This is a genomic window from Kluyvera sp. EC_51 (genome assembly GCF_019584505.1).
GTDB classification, from domain to species: Bacteria; Pseudomonadota; Gammaproteobacteria; order Enterobacterales; family Enterobacteriaceae; genus Kluyvera; species Kluyvera sichuanensis.
The window spans coordinates 57,912-73,787 of record NZ_VDAG01000097.1; the positions used below are offsets into that span (position 1 = coordinate 57,912).

The 15,876-nt window shown below is 53.9% G+C and carries 24 protein-coding genes; 23 read left to right on the plus strand and 1 reads right to left on the minus strand.

The features are described 5' to 3' along the window. Window positions 1-6: 6 nt before the first annotated feature. From FHC49_RS18035 to FHC49_RS18080, 10 genes are all read left to right on the plus strand, one after another. The gene (locus FHC49_RS18035; RefSeq protein WP_220440485.1) at window positions 7-693 is read left to right on the plus strand and encodes a phage antirepressor KilAC domain-containing protein; all 687 of its coding nucleotides are present in this window, start codon (window positions 7-9) and stop codon (window positions 691-693) included. Next, a complete protein-coding gene (locus tag FHC49_RS18040) occupies window positions 690-1,685 on the plus strand; it encodes a DUF968 domain-containing protein (protein WP_220440486.1) in 996 nt (331 codons plus the stop codon). Before FHC49_RS18035 ends, FHC49_RS18040 begins: the two co-directional genes overlap by 4 nt. Window positions 1,686-1,706: 21 nt before the next feature. Further along, window positions 1,707-2,396, plus strand: coding sequence for a bacteriophage antitermination protein Q (locus FHC49_RS18045; protein WP_220440487.1), 690 nt, complete (start codon window positions 1,707-1,709; stop codon window positions 2,394-2,396). A 74-nt stretch (window positions 2,397-2,470) separates the two neighbouring features. After that, window positions 2,471-2,686: a hypothetical protein gene (locus FHC49_RS18050; RefSeq protein WP_220440512.1), complete on the plus strand. Its 216-nt coding sequence runs from the start codon at window positions 2,471-2,473 to the stop codon at window positions 2,684-2,686. Continuing rightward, window positions 2,637-2,828, plus strand: coding sequence for a TrmB family transcriptional regulator (locus FHC49_RS24780; RefSeq protein ID WP_049281727.1), 192 nt, complete (start codon window positions 2,637-2,639; stop codon window positions 2,826-2,828). Before FHC49_RS18050 ends, FHC49_RS24780 begins: the two co-directional genes overlap by 50 nt. Window positions 2,829-2,978: 150 nt before the next feature. Then, window positions 2,979-4,031, plus strand: coding sequence for a site-specific DNA-methyltransferase (locus FHC49_RS18060; RefSeq protein ID WP_069325202.1), 1,053 nt, complete (start codon window positions 2,979-2,981; stop codon window positions 4,029-4,031). A 146-nt stretch (window positions 4,032-4,177) separates the two neighbouring features. Continuing rightward, the gene (locus tag FHC49_RS18065; protein ID WP_220440488.1) at window positions 4,178-4,564 is read left to right on the plus strand and encodes a phage holin family protein; all 387 of its coding nucleotides are present in this window, start codon (window positions 4,178-4,180) and stop codon (window positions 4,562-4,564) included. Further along, complete coding sequence (locus FHC49_RS18070) at window positions 4,551-4,832, plus strand: phage holin family protein (protein ID WP_220440489.1); 282 nt, start codon at window positions 4,551-4,553, stop codon at window positions 4,830-4,832. Before FHC49_RS18065 ends, FHC49_RS18070 begins: the two co-directional genes overlap by 14 nt. After that, window positions 4,832-5,446: a glycoside hydrolase family 19 protein gene (locus FHC49_RS18075; protein ID WP_220440490.1), complete on the plus strand. Its 615-nt coding sequence runs from the start codon at window positions 4,832-4,834 to the stop codon at window positions 5,444-5,446. Before FHC49_RS18070 ends, FHC49_RS18075 begins: the two co-directional genes overlap by 1 nt. After that, window positions 5,443-5,793 carry a hypothetical protein gene (locus FHC49_RS18080; RefSeq protein WP_220440491.1) on the plus strand — a complete coding sequence of 117 codons (351 nt, stop codon included), beginning with the start codon at window positions 5,443-5,445 and terminating at the stop codon, window positions 5,791-5,793. The genes FHC49_RS18075 and FHC49_RS18080 overlap by 4 nt, the downstream gene beginning before the upstream one ends. A gap of 342 nt (window positions 5,794-6,135) precedes the next feature. On the opposite strand, the gene FHC49_RS18085 is transcribed toward FHC49_RS18080, so the two are convergent. Next, the gene (locus tag FHC49_RS18085) at window positions 6,136-6,681 is read right to left on the minus strand and encodes a YkgJ family cysteine cluster protein (RefSeq protein WP_220425242.1); all 546 of its coding nucleotides are present in this window, start codon (window positions 6,679-6,681) and stop codon (window positions 6,136-6,138) included. A gap of 410 nt (window positions 6,682-7,091) precedes the next feature. On the opposite strand from FHC49_RS18085, the gene FHC49_RS18090 reads away from it, so the two are divergent. The 13 genes from FHC49_RS18090 (at window position 7,092) to FHC49_RS18150 (ending at window position 15,870) form a co-directional block, all read left to right on the plus strand. Beyond that, complete coding sequence (locus FHC49_RS18090; RefSeq protein WP_220440492.1) at window positions 7,092-7,442, plus strand: HNH endonuclease; 351 nt, start codon at window positions 7,092-7,094, stop codon at window positions 7,440-7,442. Beyond that, the gene (locus FHC49_RS18095; RefSeq protein WP_097455193.1) at window positions 7,439-7,654 is read left to right on the plus strand and encodes a hypothetical protein; all 216 of its coding nucleotides are present in this window, start codon (window positions 7,439-7,441) and stop codon (window positions 7,652-7,654) included. The genes FHC49_RS18090 and FHC49_RS18095 overlap by 4 nt, the downstream gene beginning before the upstream one ends. A 163-nt stretch (window positions 7,655-7,817) precedes the next feature. Further along, window positions 7,818-8,288 carry a phage terminase small subunit P27 family gene (locus FHC49_RS18100; protein WP_220440493.1) on the plus strand — a complete coding sequence of 157 codons (471 nt, stop codon included), beginning with the start codon at window positions 7,818-7,820 and terminating at the stop codon, window positions 8,286-8,288. Beyond that, entirely contained in the window at window positions 8,285-10,015 is a 1,731-nt protein-coding gene (locus tag FHC49_RS18105) for a terminase large subunit (protein WP_220440494.1), read from the plus strand. The genes FHC49_RS18100 and FHC49_RS18105 overlap by 4 nt, the downstream gene beginning before the upstream one ends. Next, entirely contained in the window at window positions 10,015-11,319 is a 1,305-nt protein-coding gene (locus FHC49_RS18110) for a phage portal protein (protein WP_220440495.1), read from the plus strand. The genes FHC49_RS18105 and FHC49_RS18110 overlap by 1 nt, the downstream gene beginning before the upstream one ends. Window positions 11,320-11,327: 8 nt before the next feature. Continuing rightward, window positions 11,328-12,182, plus strand: a complete 855-nt coding sequence (locus tag FHC49_RS18115; RefSeq protein ID WP_220440496.1) for a head maturation protease, ClpP-related — start codon at window positions 11,328-11,330, stop codon at window positions 12,180-12,182. Window positions 12,183-12,194: 12 nt separating this feature from the next. Further along, on the plus strand, window positions 12,195-13,415 hold the full coding sequence (locus tag FHC49_RS18120) for a phage major capsid protein (protein ID WP_220440497.1): 1,221 nt from the start codon (window positions 12,195-12,197) through the stop codon (window positions 13,413-13,415). A gap of 52 nt (window positions 13,416-13,467) precedes the next feature. Further along, window positions 13,468-13,653, plus strand: a complete 186-nt coding sequence (locus FHC49_RS18125; RefSeq protein WP_097455187.1) for a hypothetical protein — start codon at window positions 13,468-13,470, stop codon at window positions 13,651-13,653. A gap of 9 nt (window positions 13,654-13,662) precedes the next feature. Continuing rightward, entirely contained in the window at window positions 13,663-13,989 is a 327-nt protein-coding gene (locus FHC49_RS18130; protein ID WP_097455186.1) for a head-tail connector protein, read from the plus strand. Beyond that, window positions 13,986-14,327: a phage head closure protein gene (locus FHC49_RS18135; protein WP_220440498.1), complete on the plus strand. Its 342-nt coding sequence runs from the start codon at window positions 13,986-13,988 to the stop codon at window positions 14,325-14,327. The genes FHC49_RS18130 and FHC49_RS18135 overlap by 4 nt, the downstream gene beginning before the upstream one ends. Continuing rightward, window positions 14,324-14,773 (plus strand): HK97-gp10 family putative phage morphogenesis protein, encoded by a 450-nt coding sequence (locus FHC49_RS18140; protein WP_097496087.1) that lies wholly within the window; start codon window positions 14,324-14,326, stop codon window positions 14,771-14,773. Before FHC49_RS18135 ends, FHC49_RS18140 begins: the two co-directional genes overlap by 4 nt. After that, window positions 14,770-15,099: a DUF3168 domain-containing protein gene (locus FHC49_RS18145; RefSeq protein WP_220440499.1), complete on the plus strand. Its 330-nt coding sequence runs from the start codon at window positions 14,770-14,772 to the stop codon at window positions 15,097-15,099. Before FHC49_RS18140 ends, FHC49_RS18145 begins: the two co-directional genes overlap by 4 nt. A gap of 57 nt (window positions 15,100-15,156) precedes the next feature. Continuing rightward, on the plus strand, window positions 15,157-15,870 hold the full coding sequence (locus FHC49_RS18150; protein ID WP_220440500.1) for a phage tail protein: 714 nt from the start codon (window positions 15,157-15,159) through the stop codon (window positions 15,868-15,870). The last annotated feature ends 6 nt before the right edge of the window (window positions 15,871-15,876 follow it).

Consider the following 15,876-nt stretch of genomic DNA (forward strand, 5'->3'; position numbering starts at 1 on the left):
AAAAGTATGAGCCAGTTAATCGTGAATGGTGTAGTAACAATGTCCAGCCGTGATATTGCGGATCTGGTTCAGAGTAAACACAGTGACGTGAAACGCTCGGCTGAGCGTCTTGTTGCTGCGGGAATTTTAACCGCGCCGTTGGCGCAGTTCGATTTTGAGCATAACGGTAATGTGTACCAGGAGTATCGTTTTAACAAACGCGACTCTCTGGTGATTGTTGCCAGATTGTCACCTGAATTTACCGCCGCGGTCGTCGATCGCTGGCAGGAACTGGAAGAAGGGCAGAGTGTCAATGTTCCCCGCTCATTGCCGGAAGCGCTTCGTCTGGCTGCTGATTTAGCCGAGCAGAAAGAGCAACTCACGTTCCAGCTGGCAGCCGCGGCGCCAAAAGTGGAGTTTGTTGATCGTTATTGCTCTGCAAAAGGCTCCATGTCATTCCGGCAGGTAGCCAAATTGCTTAACGCAAAAGAAACTGAGTTCCGCCTGTTCCTCATTGAACGCAATATCCTGTATCGCCTCGGCGGCACACTTACCCCTATGGCGCAGCACATTTCCGCGGGAAGATTTGAAGTTAAGACGGGAACATCGAGCACATCCAATCATGCATTCAGCCAGACGCGTTTCACTGCCAAGGGGGTACGCTGGATTGGTGGATTGTGGGCTGAACATATTGCAGGGGGGCAGGCGGCGTGAGGGCTTTGTTAACTCCTGAAGTCGCCCATCGTATGGGAATTGTGTTGTTTCGCCCAGGCGCGGAACTAATGCACCTCTTCATGCGCGGTCGCGTTCTTATCGAACCTGAACCAGAAGAAATGGCGTCATTCAGTACCGGGGCTGTTCCGGCAGCCATTCAGCCGCTGGCTGATGATCCGGTAATGCGTCAGGTCTTCGAGAATGAGAGGGTTATTCAGCGTGCCGGTGGGCTTCCTTCCCTTGAGCAATGGTTGAGTAATCGGTTTGAATGCCAGTGGCCACATTCAACGTGGCACGACAAGAACTTCACAACAATGCGGCACCCACCAGGAAGTATTCGCCTGTGCTGGCATTGCGATCACACTTTGTTGGGGCAGCATACCGAACAGCTTGCAGGTATAGCGGCGGGAAACCTGGTATCCTGGATTCTGGAAGTCATTCGGCGTGATTCTGGTTTTCCCGAGTCGCATATCCTGACGCTTCCGGAACTGTGCTGGTGGATGGTCAGAAACGACCTGGCTGATGTTATTCCGGAAAGCGTTGCGCACAAAGGGCTGCGCCTTCCGGATGAGAAGATCCGTTCTGTCATGAGGGAAAGCGACATTGTGCCTTCCGCTTCTGCAGCCAGCCTCGTGCAGGAGAAGGCGAAGAAGATCATCACGCTCTCTGTTGATCCGGAGTCTCCAGAATCTTTCATGCTCAGGCCAAAGCGACGCCGCTGGGTAAATGAGACGTACACCCGCTGGGTTAAAACACAACCCTGTGAGTGTTGCCGACGGCCAGCCGATGATCCGCACCATATCGTAGGGCACGGTATGGGTGGTACAGCAACAAAAGCCCATGACCTCTTCGTGATCCCTCTGTGCAGAGAGTGCCACGACGAGTTACACGCGGATGTACTGGCATTCGAGCAGAAACATGGTACGCAGCTTGAGCTGCTACTGCGTTTTATGGATCGGGCGCTGGCGATCGGCGTAATTGCGACAGCTTAAGTGTATGGAGCGCAAAGAAGCATGAATCAACAAGATCTGAATTTTGTAAGAATAGAATTGCGCCGCGCGCTACCTGACCTCTCTGGGGGAACAAAAGGGCAGCTTGAGGCTTTCAGTGAACACCCACCAGCAGACAAAAATGCCACCCCGCGCCGTGGAATTCATCTCGTCGAACTCGAAGGAGAGAAGGGGCCACGCTTTGTTAACTCGCTTTCCGCGCCACTGTATGTGCTGGAAACACGCAGCCGCCGCAGGCCAATGCCGCCGATAAAAGATGCGGAATTTGAGTCAGCGCCGTGGCGTAGGGCAGTGTCCGCGCTTAGTGGATACCAGCAGGCCTGGTTGCGGTACTGCTACGGTTTTGACCTTAGCTATAAGCACCAGGTGATGATGTGTGAATACGTCTGGAAAACTTATCAGAAATGCCTGGGTGATAACTCGCTTCAGGAGCGCGTAGTAAAGAAACTGATAGGCCTAGTATGGCTTGCAGGGCAGGAAATTGCCGCAACCAGAAATAATGAAACATATAAAGACTATGCTGGTGCAGCGTTGGCCCGCATGGTTAGCGTTGACCGTTCGACATGGTTGCGTGTCTATTCAGGCCACTGGGCTGGGTTAAAGACCGCTTTTACGCAGCTTGATGAATCTGCGTTGACCATGGCTCTTGAATACTATGAGGAAGAAGAAGCCCTCAAAGTGGCAGAAATGTGAAGTAAATTTCACTATCTCCTTCAAACGCGCTTGCAAAATGCAACAAAATAAGCCATATTTAAAGCATATTTGATATGTTGCCAAAGTTTTATAAACCCGCCGATGAGCGGGTTTTTTTATGGCAAATCAGCCATGCACGGCGCATAAAGGCGCTGGTGGTCGCAGAATGGAATTCTTCTCTTGCTGGTATCACCAACCAGAGTTATCTGTATGTCACGCAACTAATTTTAGGTAAAAGACATGCTAAATCAGGAAGATATGACAGAAACGGCAAGGGCTGTTTTCAATGAGTTAAGCGATAAACCCGCAACGGCTGGGGAGATTGCACAGAATACCCACCTCAGCCGCGAACGTTGCCAGCTCATACTTACGCAGCTGGTGATGGCGGGGTTATCTGATTACCAGTTCGGATGTTATAAACGCCTCCAGTAATGGGGGCTTTCTGCTGTGGAAATGGGCGGCTGGTGGGTGTTAGCGCACCCGGCCAGCCATCAGCTCATGCTTTCAGGTCACAAGCTAACCAAGGCCCACTGCTTTAGCGCAAAAGCAACGTGAGCCTATCAGAGTTACGCTTACTGATCTATGAAAAATACTGTAAAAATAAACAGTGTTGAATTAATCAACGCTGATAGCCTGCATTACGTCGCCACCCTCCCGGATAACTCTATTGATCTGATAGTTACGGATCCGCCGTACTTCAAAGTGAAGCCCAACGGCTGGGACAACCAATGGAAGGGGGATGAGGACTACTTACGCTGGCTTGATAGCTGTCTGGCTGAGTATGCTCGCGTTCTTAAACCTGCTGGCAGCATCTACCTGTTTTGCGGTCACCGACTGGCCTCAGACATAGAGATTATGATGCGTACCCGGTTCAAAGTTTTGAATCACATCATTTGGGCAAAACCATCGGGCCGCTGGAATGGATGTAATAAAGAAAGCCTGCGCGCGTACTTTCCATCTACGGAACGGATTTTGTTTGCTGAGCACTATCTTGGGCCGTACACAGGTAAAGAGGATGTTTACGAAAGGAAAAGCACAGAGCTAAAGCAGCACATTATGACGCCGCTGATTGATTACTTCCGTAATGCCCGTGAATCACTGGGTGTCAGCTCGAAAGAAATAGCTGAGGCAACCGGAAAGAAAAACATGGCATCACACTGGTTTGGTGCAAGCCAATGGCAACTACCAAATGAAGTGGACTATAGAAAATTGCAGGAACTGTTCACGCGGATCGCTATCGATAAGCACATTCAGCAGAAGCTTGAACATCCTCACCACCAGCTGGTAGCTACCTATCAGTCATTAAACCGCAAGTATTCAGAATTGCTGGAGGAATACAAAACCCTCCGGCGCTGCTTCTCTGTTTCCGCTCTTGTTCCGTATACCGACGTATGGACGCATAAGCCTGTTCAGTTTTATCCGGGCAAACATCCATGCGAAAAACCTGCCGACATGCTGAAGCAGATCATTAGCGCCAGCAGCAGACCAGGGGATATCGTTGCTGATTTTTTTATGGGCTCTGGTTCAACTGTGAAAGCTGCAATAGAACTTGGCCGTCGGGCGATCGGGGTAGAACTGGAAGCTGACAGATTTATTCAGACCACCGAAGAGGTGGAAAAACTGAGCAAAACATAATGATCATCACGCCCCTGTGGATGTGGTGATCACCATTTTAAGGCACCGGGAATCATCCTTACTTTTATTTGAACAAAAGAGCCCGGTTGCCTGATTCCACATCCCCTCATTTCTGAGAGGAATCACAGCAATTAAGAGGGGGCTAAATGTCCGATCCGATTTCCGGTACTGGGCTGGCTGGTGGTGTCCTGACGGGAGCCAGTGTCTATGGATTTCTTTCCGGAACCGATTACGGCGTGGTGTTTGGCGCGTTTGCCGGAGCTGTATTTTACATTGCAACCACAGCGGACCTGAGTGCAGCGCGCCGTCTGGCATATTTTCTGGTGTCGTATATCGCGGGGATCCTTTGTTCCGGGCTGGTGGGTTCAAAGCTGGCTCAGGTTACCGGCTACAGTGATAAACCACTGGATGCCATTGGCGCCGTAATCGTTTCTGCTTTAGCCGTCAAAATCCTGACGTTCCTGAATAATCAGGATGTCGGCTCGCTGGTGGCGCTGATAACGCGCCGGGGAGGTTCAGGTGGTTCTAAATGACCCTACAGCAACTATCAACGCGCTACTCTGCGCAGGCGTAGTGCTGACTCTGATGTTTTACCGCCGGGGTGATTCACGTCATCGCCCGTGGGTTTCCCGCCTGGCATGGCTGATTACCGTCTCGTACAGCGCCGTGCCACTGGCCTACCTTTGCGGCATTTATCCTCATTCATCGTGGGCCACCATTGGGGCCAACGTTCTTTTCCTTTCCGTGCTGGTGGCCGTCAGAGGCAACGTTGCGCGCCTGGTTGATCATCTGAGGCAATAATGAACCAAACACAATTTCAGAAGGCGGCTGGTATCAGCGCCGGGTTAGCTGCGCGCTGGCATCCACATATCGACGCGGCAATGAAAGAGTTCGGTATCACCGTAGTTAACGATCAGGCCATGTTCATCGCGCAACTGGGCCACGAGTCGGCAGGCTTCACCTCGCTGGTGGAGAACTTCAACTACTCGGTCGACGGCCTGAAGAAAACCTTCGGTAAACGCCTGACGCCGTACCAGTGCGAGATGCTGGGCCGGGTTGACGGTAAGCAGACTGCCCACCAGCCGCAGATCGCTAACCTGGTATACGGCGGTCGCATGGGCAACATTGCCGAGGGCGACGGCTGGAAGTATCGTGGCCGTGGTCTGCTGCAGATCACCGGGCGCGAGAACTACACCAAATGTGGGGCGGCGCTGAAGCTGGATCTGTTGAGCACGCCGGAGCTGCTGGTGCAGGAACGACACGCTGCCCGGTCAGCGGCCTGGTTCTATGCGTTACGCGGCTGCCTGCTTTACTCCGGCGATATTGTGCGGGTCACGCAGATCATCAACGGTGGGCAGAATGGTCTGGCTGACCGCAAGGTGCGTTACAGCCGGGCGCAGGCGGCCCTGTCATGAAGCTGCGTTACGTTTTGCTGGCGCTGGTGGTCGCTGTCTCGGTTGCCGGGGCGATCGCCTGGCGTTCTGGCTGGAGTGCGCACGCTGACCATATCAACGCGCAGGCGGCAAATAAGAAGGAAAAAGCCGAGAAGATTATTCAGCCGGTAGAGGGGAAAGCCGCTGCGGCCACCGCCGAGAGCAAAGTGATCTACCGAACCATTACCCGCGACGTGGTGAAATATGTTCAGTCTCCGGATCGTACTGTGTGCCAGTTTGACGATGCTGCTGTGCAGCTGCGCCAACGTGCAATCGACGCTGCCAACTCCATCAGCGGATTTGATGCAGGAGCCGTGCAGGGGAAGTAACGCTGGCACCAATAGCGATGACGATCTGCAGGCAGATATCGAAACTGCGGAATGTCTGCGCCAGCTGCGCCTCGATAAGTACCGATGGCAGGCCTGGTATAAAGCAGTTAAATGAACATAGAGTCTCGCGATACCAGCAATGACATTGGAGAAAGGGGATGAGAATAGAAAAAACAGAGGGAGATTATAATTTAATTGTGAAGGAATCTGATGGTTGTATGATTCTCAATAGAAGTGATAACGGGCTTATGGAGCCCGTTAATATTACTCACGAAGATATAATTAAATTAGAGCGGATAGAGTTTAATTATTCATTCTTATGCGCTGAAAAATAATAACCACTTAGCCGACCGTCCTTATCGGATCTGTTTTTTGATTAGAGAAAATGGCAATTAGATAGGCCATTGTTTGGTGCGCTTTAATTTTACTTCGACTCATTACAGCCTCTTTCATGTGTTCATTAATGATATCTCTGAAGCTGCAATACCCTTGTCTAGTAGGCACTGATAAAGCAACTTGAACGCCCTGCGCTATAAATCCGCAAATTATTTCAAGAACTTCATCTTTTAATAGGGCGGAAACTTCGGTGTTATCCACTGGAGAAAATGAAACAAAATTTATATTTTCTTGTTCATATTTTATGAGGACATTGCTTCTATCTGGTCTCATTGACGGACTAAGTGGAAACATCCTCCATCCACAATGCCATGTTTTGCATACCGGCGGCCTATCAGGATAGATAGAACAACCTCCTTGTGGCCTAAGGTTTGCACATGGAACGCCTGCTTGTTTTTTCAATGTTGGCTGGTCTATCAGTAATGAAATGCAGCAAACTGAGCAGGATCCACAGGTTCGGTCTTTGACCAGCATGTTTTCGATTTTCATCATTAATTCCTTTTATTCTATTGAGTGCTTTTTCGCCGTACATCACTACGACATGAAGCAACTACACAATAACTGTGGGTAATAATCTGACGCAAATGCGAAACGCTAATTTTGCCGCCTTCGGGCGGTTTTTTATTGCCATCACCGTTGCAGACCCATCGTAATGGCTACAGGGGATAAATCACAAATATCCCCTGTAGGGGTTAAGGTATTACAGCAGGCATTCACTGAGTGCCTGTGATAATGCCGAATTGTGGTGAATACCCAGACTGATGGGAGCAGAGCGGGATGCGCTTTGAGGGTGAACCGACCATTAGGTGCGTAGACAAAGCAAGCCGGAGATCAGTGCCGGCCACCACATCACATCTAAGCCACTGGCATCTGCTGGTGGCTTTTTTATTGGAGCGACAACCATGCCCGCAGCTATTCCCAGAGCATGCCGTAAGCGAGGTTGCTCTGGCACAACTACGGATCGTTCTGGCTACTGCGAAACCCACCGTAATGAAGGATGGCAGCAGCATCAGCGCGGCCTGAGCCGCCACCAGCGTGGCTACGGCAGTAAGTGGGATATCATCCGCGTCCGCATCCTTAAGCGTGATCGACACATCTGCCAGCAGTGCCTGCGCAACGGCAGACCTCGCCCGGCTGAAACCGTCGACCACATCATCCCGAAAGCTCACGGCGGCACAGACGAAGACAGCAATCTCGAATCGTTGTGCTGGCCATGCCATAAGCGCAAGACAGCAACGGAGAGAAACAGGTGAAGCAGAAGAAAGTGCAACTGGCTCATATCTATCGCGGCCAGATCTTGATGGGCTATGGCGTCGCAGTAGATGGCGTGTTGCTCAGCCAGCAGTTGAGTACAACAGTAAACACCGAGCCGGCCTGCATGCCCAGTATCACCGCCGTCTTTAGCCTTGATGCCAACATGAACGAGAACCCGATCAGGATAGAACTGAGTGAGAGCGATTCGTAACGGCATGATGAGAAATGATTTAAATGCAATCATTTCAATGTTAATTATATCTATTCTCATCAATGGGGAGGGCGGGATTAAAGTTCAGGGCCATGCCTGCTAAGGACCGCCGCCTCAGTCAGATTTTTACACCCGCGAAATATAAAATTTAACTGGAGCGTCTATGGCTGGAGCGACGGGCCGATCCGGACGCCGCGCCAAGCCGACCGCCCGGAAGTTGCTGGCAGGTAATCCGGGTAAGCGCGCCCTCAATAAAGAAGAGCCTTCCTTCACACCCATAACTGGCGTTGACCCGCCCGAGTGGCTCAGCGAATCTGCTGCGACAATGTGGAGAATGGTCTCTAAAGAGCTGTGTGCGCAGGAGGTTTTGTGCGCCACGGATTTACACAACCTCGAAATGTTTTGTGTGGCCTATGCCAACGCCCGCGCTGCGCAGGTAGACGTTGCTAAAAATGGAATCACCGTAACCGGCGCTATGGGCGGTGTGATCAAGAACCCGGCGCTGACCGTGCTGAATGAAGCAATGCGGCAGATGGCCTCCTTCGGAGGCATGCTCGGGCTGGACCCCAGCAGCAGGCAGCGCCTGATTGGGGCTAATAAAAAACAGTCGGATAATCCCTTTAAAAATCTATGACACGCAAAGCCTACCCCAACGTGAACGCCGCAAATCAGTATGCCCGCGACATCGTCCGGGGGAAAACTGTGGCGTGCCGCTACGTCATCGATGCGTGCCAGCGGCATCTCGATGATCTGGCGAAAGAGAAAACGAAGAAGTTTCTCTACCGGTTCGATAAAGACCTGGCAGAAAAGGCGGCAAAGTTTATCCAGCTCCTGCCGCATACGAAAGGCGAATGGGCCTTCAAACGCATGCCCATCACCCTGGAGCCGTGGCAGTTGTTTATCGTCTGCTCGGCGTTCGGCTGGGTGCGGAAGGGTACAAAGTTGCGGCGGTTCCGTGAGGTCTATACCGAGATCCCGCGCAAGAATGGTAAGTCAGCAATCTCCGCCGGGGTGGCGCTCTTCTGCTTCACCTGTGACGACGAGTTTGGCGCGGAAGTTTACTCCGGCGCCACGACGGAAAAGCAGGCCTGGGAGGTGTTCCGCCCGGCGCGCCTGATGTGTAAGCGTACCCCTGCGCTATGTGATGCCTTTGGCGTGGAGGTGAACGCCTCCAACATGAACCGGCCGGAAGACGGCGCGCGTCTTGAACCCCTGATCGGCAACCCCGGCGATGGCGCGTCTCCGAGCTGCGCGATAGTGGATGAATACCACGAACACGATACCGACGCGCTCTACACCACCATGCTGACAGGTATGGGCGCCCGGCGTCAGCCGCTGATGTGGGCCATCACCACCGCTGGCTACAACATTGAGGGGCCGTGCTACGACAAGCGCCGGGAAGTAATTGAAATGCTGAACGGCACGGTACCTAACGATGAGCTCTTCGGTGTGATTTACACGGTTGACGAGGGTGACGACTGGACCGATCCGGCGGTGCTGCGCAAAGCGAACCCCAACATGGGTATTTCAGTCTACAGCGATTTCCTGCTGAGCCAGCAGAAGCGGGCCATGAACAACGCCCGCCAGGCCAACGTTTTCAAAACCAAGCATCTGAACATCTGGGTATCAGCCCGGGCGGCTTACTTCAACCTGGTCAGCTGGCGCAACTGCGAGGATGAGACGCTGACGATCGAGCAGTTTGAAGGTCAGCCTTGCTACCTCTCGTTCGACCTGGCGCGAAAGCTCGACATGAACAGCATGGTGCGGATCTTCACACGTGATATTGATGGCAGGCGGCACTATTACTGTATAGCGCCTAAGTTCTGGGTGCCCTATGACACGGTATACAGCACCGACACCGATCATCAGCGTACTGCTGAACGCTTCCAGAAGTGGGTGAACTCCGGCCACCTGGAGGTAACCGAAGGTGCAGAGATCGACTACCGCGTCATCCTGGAGGAGGCCAAGGCAGTCAACCGGCAGAACCCGGTAGAGGAATCAGCCATTGACCCCCACGGCGCCACGAACCTGTCCCACCATCTGGCCGATGAGGGTCTCAGCCCAATAACCATCGTCCAGAACTACACCAATATGTCAGATCCGATGAAAGAGCTTGAGGCCGCGATAGAGGCCGGGCGCTTCCATCATGACGGCCACCCTATACTGACGTGGTGTATTTCGAACGTGGTGGGCAAGCACCTGCCTGGTAACGATGATGTTGTGCGACCTATCAAAGAGCACAGCGAGAACAAAATTGACGGGGCCACCGCCCTGATCATGGATATCGGCCGGGCCATGCTGCCGGAGACGCGGCAGAGTCTGAAAGGCTTCTTTGATAACCCCATCATGGTAGGTTTCTGATGAATAAAAATAAGCAGCCGGGGAAGGTGAAAAGCGCCTTGCTCAACTGGCTGGGCGTGCCCATCAGCCTGACTACTGGGACGTTCTGGCAGGAATGGTACGGCATGAGCAGTAGCGGCAAAGCGGTTACAGCAGATAAAGCGATACGGCTTTCAGCGGTCTGGTCCTGCGTCCGGCTCCTGAGCGAGTCTGTTTCTACATTGCCAGTCAAGATCTACACCCGACAGGCTGACGGCTCGCGCAAGCTGGCGCAGGATCATCCTGTGTATCAGGTTCTGTGCCGCCGTCCGAACCTTGAGATGACGCCATCCCGATTTATGTTGATGGTTGTGGCGAGCATCTGCCTGCGCGGCAATGCATTCGTTGAAAAGCTTTTTATCGGCAGCAAGCTGGTGTCTCTGGTGCCGCTTCTGCCCCAGAATATGGTAGTGAAGCGGCTGGAAACGGGCAGGCTTGAGTACACATACACCGAAGACGGCAAGAAGCGAATCATCCCTGAAAAAAAACTGATGCATATTCGCGGGTTCGGCCTTGATGGTGTCTGCGGCATGATGCCTATGATGACGGGCCGTGATGTGATCGGCGCGGCGATGGCAGTTGAAGAGTCAGCGGCTAAGATTTTTGAGAACGGACTGCAAAGCTCAGGATTTCTTTCAGCTGATGAAGCGCTCAATGACGAACAGCGCGAGCGGCTTCGCGGTTATATGAAGGCTTTTGCTGGCTCCCGGAATGCCGGGAAAATTATGGTCCTTGAGGGCGGGCTGAAATACCAGAACGTCACGATGAACCCCGAGGCTGCGCAGATGCTTGAGTCCCGCTCCTTCAGTATTGAGGAAATTTGCCGCTGGTTCCGCGTGCCGCCGTTTATGGTCGGGCACACGTCAAAGCAAAGCAGCTGGGCTTCGAGTCTCGAGGGAATGAACCTCCAGTTCCTGACGCATACGCTGCGCCCGCTGCTGGTGAATATTGAACAGGAGATCTCCCGCTGCCTGCTGAACGGTGAAGAGGACCTCTTTGCCGAGTTCTCAGTAGAAGGGCTGCTGCGCGCTGACAGCGCTGGCCGGGCGGCTTACTACACCAGTGCGCTGCAGAATGGCTGGATGTCCCGCAACGACGTGCGCCGCCTGGAAAATATGCCACCTATCGAGGGCGGTGATATTTACACAGTGCAGCTCAACCTGACGCCACTCGAAGATCTGAAGCAGAACAGCCAGGCCGCACAGGCATTCGCGCTGCGGCAGGTCCATAACCACGTATTCCCCGATATTCCCTTCGAACAGTCACCGCTGAAAAAAGCGGCTTAGGAGCATCCATGACGATTAAAAGCCTTCCGGCTGCGCCGGAGGGGCGACCTTTTGCGCGCGAAAAACCTGATCTGCCGGCTGCGGCAATGGAGCGCTGGAACGGTGGCATCCGCGCCGCCCGCGAAGGTGATAACAGCATTTCCATCTTCGACGTGATCGGTGCTGATTACTGGGGTGAAGGTGTGACAGCCAGCCGCATTGCTGGTGCGCTGCGCTCGCTCGGCGGCGCTGACGTTACGGTTAACATCAACAGCCCGGGCGGCGACATGTTCGAAGGCCTGGCGATTTACAACCTGCTGCGTGAGTACGAAGGCAGAGTCACCGTTAAGGTTCTCGGCCTGGCAGCCTCTGCTGCGTCGGTTATCGCGATGGCCGGTGACGATGTCCAGATCGGCCGCGGCGCGTTCCTGATGATCCACAACTGCTGGGTATATGCGATGGGTAACCGTCACGACCTGGCGCAGATAGCCGTAGATATGGAGCCGTTTGATAAAGCGATGAGCGATATCTACCAGGCGCGTAGCGGTCTCGATGCCGCTACCGTCGATGCGATGATGGACGGCGAAACCTATATCGGCGGCAGTGAAGCAGTGGAGAAGGGCTTTGCTGACAGCCTTCTCTCAGCTGATGAAATTGCCGACGACGACGACAGCCCGGCAGCTGCGCTGCGCAAGCTTGATGCCCTGCTGGCCAAAACCAATACGCCGCGATCGGAGCGTCGAAAACTCCTCAAAGCCTTATCCGGCAGCAAGCCAGGCGCTGCTGCCTCCCCTGAAGGTACGCCGAGCGCTACCACCATCGAAAACGAAACTATTGACCGACTGGAAGCCGCACTCAGCGGCCTGAAAGCGGCTGCCCAGTAAAACGGAGATGTTATGTCTGATGTAAATGAAATCCTGAAAAAAGTTAGCGCTAGCATTGAAGATGCGACCAGCAAATTCAATGCTAAGGCAGAAGAAGCCCTGAAAGAAGCAAAGAAAAACGGCGAGTTGTCAGCGGCAACCAAAGATACCGTCGACAAAATGGCAGTGGAATTTAATGCTCTTAAAGATGCTGAGAAAACGCTTAAGGCGGCGCTCGGCGAACTTGAGCAGCAGGTTGCTCAGATGCCGCTGGCGAATGCTGCAAAGGTGATCGAGTCCGTTGGCCAGACCGTTATCAGCAGTGAAGCGCTGAAAGCGTTCGCGGCAAGCGTTGAAGGCGGGAAGCGCGTCAGCGTTCCGGTGAATGCTGCGCTGATCTCCACTGACGTGGCAACCGGTGTGGTTGAGCCTCAGCGCCTGCCGGGTATTGATACCGCGCCGAAGCAGCGTCTCTTCATCCGGGATCTGATTGCCCCGGGCCGCACCTCTGCACCGGCTATCTTCTGGGTGCAGCAGACTGGCTTTACCAATGCGGCGAAGGTTGTGCCTGAAGGCACAGCTAAGCCATACAGCGACATCCAGTTCGCCACGCAGATCACCCCGGTGACTACCATCGCGCATATGTTCAAAGCGTCCAAGCAGATCCTGGATGATTTTGCACAGCTGCAGTCCACCATCGATGCCGAGATGCGTTACGGCCTGAAATATGTGGAAGAGCAGGAAATTCTCTTTGGCGACGGTACCGGCGCGCACTTGAAAGGCATCGTGCCGCAGGCTTCTGCATACGACGCTGCCTTTACGGTTGAGCAGCAGAACGGTATTGATGATCTCCGTCTCGCGATGCTTCAGGCGCAGCTGGCGCGCTTCCCGGCTTCCGGCCACGTCCTGCACTTCATTGACTGGGCGAAGATTGAGCTCACCAAAGACACGCTGGGTCGCTACATTCTGGCGAACCCGGCGGCGCTGACCGGTCCTACCCTGTGGGGCCTGCCGGTTGTGGCCACTGAGGCCGCAGCATTCCAGGGCAAGTTCCTGACCGGTGCGTTTAACGCCGCGGCCCAGCTGTTCGACCGTGAGGATGCTAACGTTGTGATCTCCACTGAGAACGCCGACGACTTCGAGAAAAACATGATCTCGATTCGTTGCGAAGAGCGTCTGGCGCTGGCCGTGAAACGGCCGGAAGCGTTCATCTACGGATCCTTCACTGCGCCTGCTGCTGGTGGCGGTGCGTAAACCTTAATGGCGGCCTGCGGGCCGCTTTTCTTTTTCCTTAAAGGAGACAGCCATGAAGCTGATTGCTATCAAGCCCATCTACTTTGAAGGCAACGTGCTTACCGAAGGCACCGAGTTCGAGACGCTGGAGCAGCACGGCCGCGAGCTTGTAAACCGCGGTTACGCCGAAGAGCCCGGCGCCAGGAAGCCGGATCCGGAAAAAGACCCTGAGCCGAAAGGCAAGGGTAAAGGCAAGTAAGGGGCGCGCATGCTGACCAAAGAGCAGGTTAAGCGCCACTGCAACATTGAGCAGGATTTCACGGAAGACGATATCTGGATCGCTACCAGTATTAAGGCTGCGGCGCGGTACGTCGAAACGTGGACCCGCCGCCGGCTTTATGACACTGCCGATGATCCTGACTATCTTGCTGACCCAGATCGGTTGCTTTATGGCGAAGATATCGAAATGGCTATGCTGCTGCTTATCGGTCACTGGTACGCAAACCGTGAAGCTGTAAACGTAGGTAACGTAACTTCTGCGCTTGCGTTCTCCACCGAAGCGCTTCTTCAACCCTACCGGATATATGGCGTATGAAAGCGGGATGGCTACGACACCGGGTTACGTTACAAAAGCCAGCGTCTGGGCGCCTGCCTTCCGGGCAGCCTGCCACTGGCTGGGTGGATGTGGCTTCAGTACGTGCTGAGGTCGCGGACGTGTCCGGCCGAGAGAGGATAGAGGGTGGGGCTGAGGTAAGCAGCACCACAACACGGATCTGGATGCGTCGCTATCCCGGCATTCCGGTATCCACAGGCTGGCGCGCCGTTCATCTGCCACCAACCGGTAACGGCGAGATATACGACATTCAGTCGGCTATTTCTGCCGAAAACGGGACACGCCTGGAGTTGCTTTGTGAGAAGGGGGTGAAGCAGTGATCTCAACAAGTCTTGATTTCTCCGGCCTGGCCGACATCGCTAAGGATCTGGAAACGCTCAGCCGGGCAGAAAATAACAAGGTTTTGCGTGATGCCACCCGAGCGGGCGCTCAGGTTCTGAAAGAAGAAGTAGAAAATCTCGCGCCAGTCAAAACCGGCAAAATGAAAAAAAACGTGGTGGTGGTGACCCAGAAAGGACGCCGCCGCGGCGAAATCACTTCCGGCGTACATATCCGGGGAGTCAATCCGGACACTGGCAACAGCGATAATACAATGAAGGCCGACAATCCGCGCAACGCGTTTTACTGGCGGTTTGTGGAGCTGGGGACATCGAGTATGCCAGCGCACCCCTTTGTTCGTCCTGCGTTTGACACCCGGCAGGAGGAAGCTACGCAGGCGGCGCTGGCGCGAATGAATCAGGCTATCGACGAGGTACTGTCGAAATGACCGAAGCCGATATCTATCCACGCCTCAGCGCGCTGGCAGGTGGCAACGTGTTTCCATACGTGGCACCGCAGGGAACATCCGCACCGTGGGTGATCTACCTGCTGCCCTCTTCAGCCAGTGAGGACGTATTTGCCGGTCCGGCCGAGACAGCCTGCACGGTACAGATTGATGCCTGGGCCAGGTCGATTGATGATGCCCGGACTTTACGCGACCAGGTTAAAGCAGCTCTTGCCGATCTGCATCCTGTCGGGCTGAACGAAATTAACGGTTTTGAACCTGATGCGGCGCTTTATCGGGCCACGCTTGAATTTCAGATCACCGTCTGATCGGACCTAAACATACCCACCCGCTACGGCGGGATTTTTTATTTCAGGAGAAAGCTGATGAGCTCTCAGTACGAAAAATCGCAGGGCACGAAGATACAAATCACTTCGGTACCTGCAACTCCTACTACGGTAGGCACAGCCACCTTCCTCCCGCTGGAATGCACGCTTAAGGAGGCGCAGTTCACTGCGGGGCAGAAACAGGATATTGATGTTACTGTGCTTTGTTCCGATGAGCAGGAGAACATCAACGGGCTGGCGGCAGCTTCCGAGATATCCCTCTCAGGGAACTTCAAAGAAAGTCCAGGGCAGGCAGCACTGCGTGACGCTTACGATAATGACACTGTGTATGGCTTTCGCATCATTTTTCCATCCGGTGTTGGTTTTCAGTTTTTTGCTGAGGTTCGCCAGCACACGTGGTCTTCCGGTACCAACGGTGTGGTTGCCGCTACATTCGCGCTACGCCTGAAAGGTAAACTCACCCGAATTACGGCCCCGCCCGCTGTTGCTCTGGCGTTTACTACCGATCTTCCAGCGACAAAAATTGCGGAGGTTGGCGATAACTTTTCTATTAGCGTAGCGGTTACCGGGGGCGTGCCGCCGTACCGACTCGACTGGTATGAAAATGGCGCTCATTCCGGTCTGGGTAATACCACAACCTCCATTGATTTTAATAACGCTCAGGCGGAAGAAAGCGGACACCGACAGGTGATCGTAACCGATGCTGTCGGCACGACCATCGTGTCTACCGTTTGTGACGTCGAAATTAGTTAACCGGAG

Coding starts and splice junctions, on each gene's coding strand:
- FHC49_RS18080 (WP_220440491.1), top strand. CDS start 5,443: ATGAAGCTGCGTTACGTTTTGCTGGCGCTGGTGGTCGCTGTCTCGGTT.
- FHC49_RS18065 (WP_220440488.1), top strand. CDS start 4,178: ATGTCCGATCCGATTTCCGGTACTGGGCTGGCTGGTGGTGTCCTGACG.
- FHC49_RS18105 (WP_220440494.1), top strand. CDS start 8,285: ATGACACGCAAAGCCTACCCCAACGTGAACGCCGCAAATCAGTATGCC.
- FHC49_RS18130 (WP_097455186.1), top strand. CDS start 13,663: ATGCTGACCAAAGAGCAGGTTAAGCGCCACTGCAACATTGAGCAGGAT.
- FHC49_RS18115 (WP_220440496.1), top strand. CDS start 11,328: ATGACGATTAAAAGCCTTCCGGCTGCGCCGGAGGGGCGACCTTTTGCG.
- FHC49_RS18135 (WP_220440498.1), top strand. CDS start 13,986: ATGAAAGCGGGATGGCTACGACACCGGGTTACGTTACAAAAGCCAGCG.
- FHC49_RS18145 (WP_220440499.1), top strand. CDS start 14,770: ATGACCGAAGCCGATATCTATCCACGCCTCAGCGCGCTGGCAGGTGGC.
- FHC49_RS18100 (WP_220440493.1), top strand. CDS start 7,818: ATGGCTGGAGCGACGGGCCGATCCGGACGCCGCGCCAAGCCGACCGCC.
- FHC49_RS18060 (WP_069325202.1), top strand. CDS start 2,979: ATGAAAAATACTGTAAAAATAAACAGTGTTGAATTAATCAACGCTGAT.
- FHC49_RS18035 (WP_220440485.1), top strand. CDS start 7: ATGAGCCAGTTAATCGTGAATGGTGTAGTAACAATGTCCAGCCGTGAT.
- FHC49_RS18050 (WP_220440512.1), top strand. CDS start 2,471: ATGTTGCCAAAGTTTTATAAACCCGCCGATGAGCGGGTTTTTTTATGG.
- FHC49_RS18045 (WP_220440487.1), top strand. CDS start 1,707: ATGAATCAACAAGATCTGAATTTTGTAAGAATAGAATTGCGCCGCGCG.
- FHC49_RS18090 (WP_220440492.1), top strand. CDS start 7,092: ATGCCCGCAGCTATTCCCAGAGCATGCCGTAAGCGAGGTTGCTCTGGC.
- FHC49_RS18120 (WP_220440497.1), top strand. CDS start 12,195: ATGTCTGATGTAAATGAAATCCTGAAAAAAGTTAGCGCTAGCATTGAA.
- FHC49_RS18125 (WP_097455187.1), top strand. CDS start 13,468: ATGAAGCTGATTGCTATCAAGCCCATCTACTTTGAAGGCAACGTGCTT.
- FHC49_RS18110 (WP_220440495.1), top strand. CDS start 10,015: ATGAATAAAAATAAGCAGCCGGGGAAGGTGAAAAGCGCCTTGCTCAAC.
- FHC49_RS18085 (WP_220425242.1), bottom strand. CDS start 6,681: ATGATGAAAATCGAAAACATGCTGGTCAAAGACCGAACCTGTGGATCC.
- FHC49_RS18150 (WP_220440500.1), top strand. CDS start 15,157: ATGAGCTCTCAGTACGAAAAATCGCAGGGCACGAAGATACAAATCACT.
- FHC49_RS24780 (WP_049281727.1), top strand. CDS start 2,637: ATGCTAAATCAGGAAGATATGACAGAAACGGCAAGGGCTGTTTTCAAT.
- FHC49_RS18075 (WP_220440490.1), top strand. CDS start 4,832: ATGAACCAAACACAATTTCAGAAGGCGGCTGGTATCAGCGCCGGGTTA.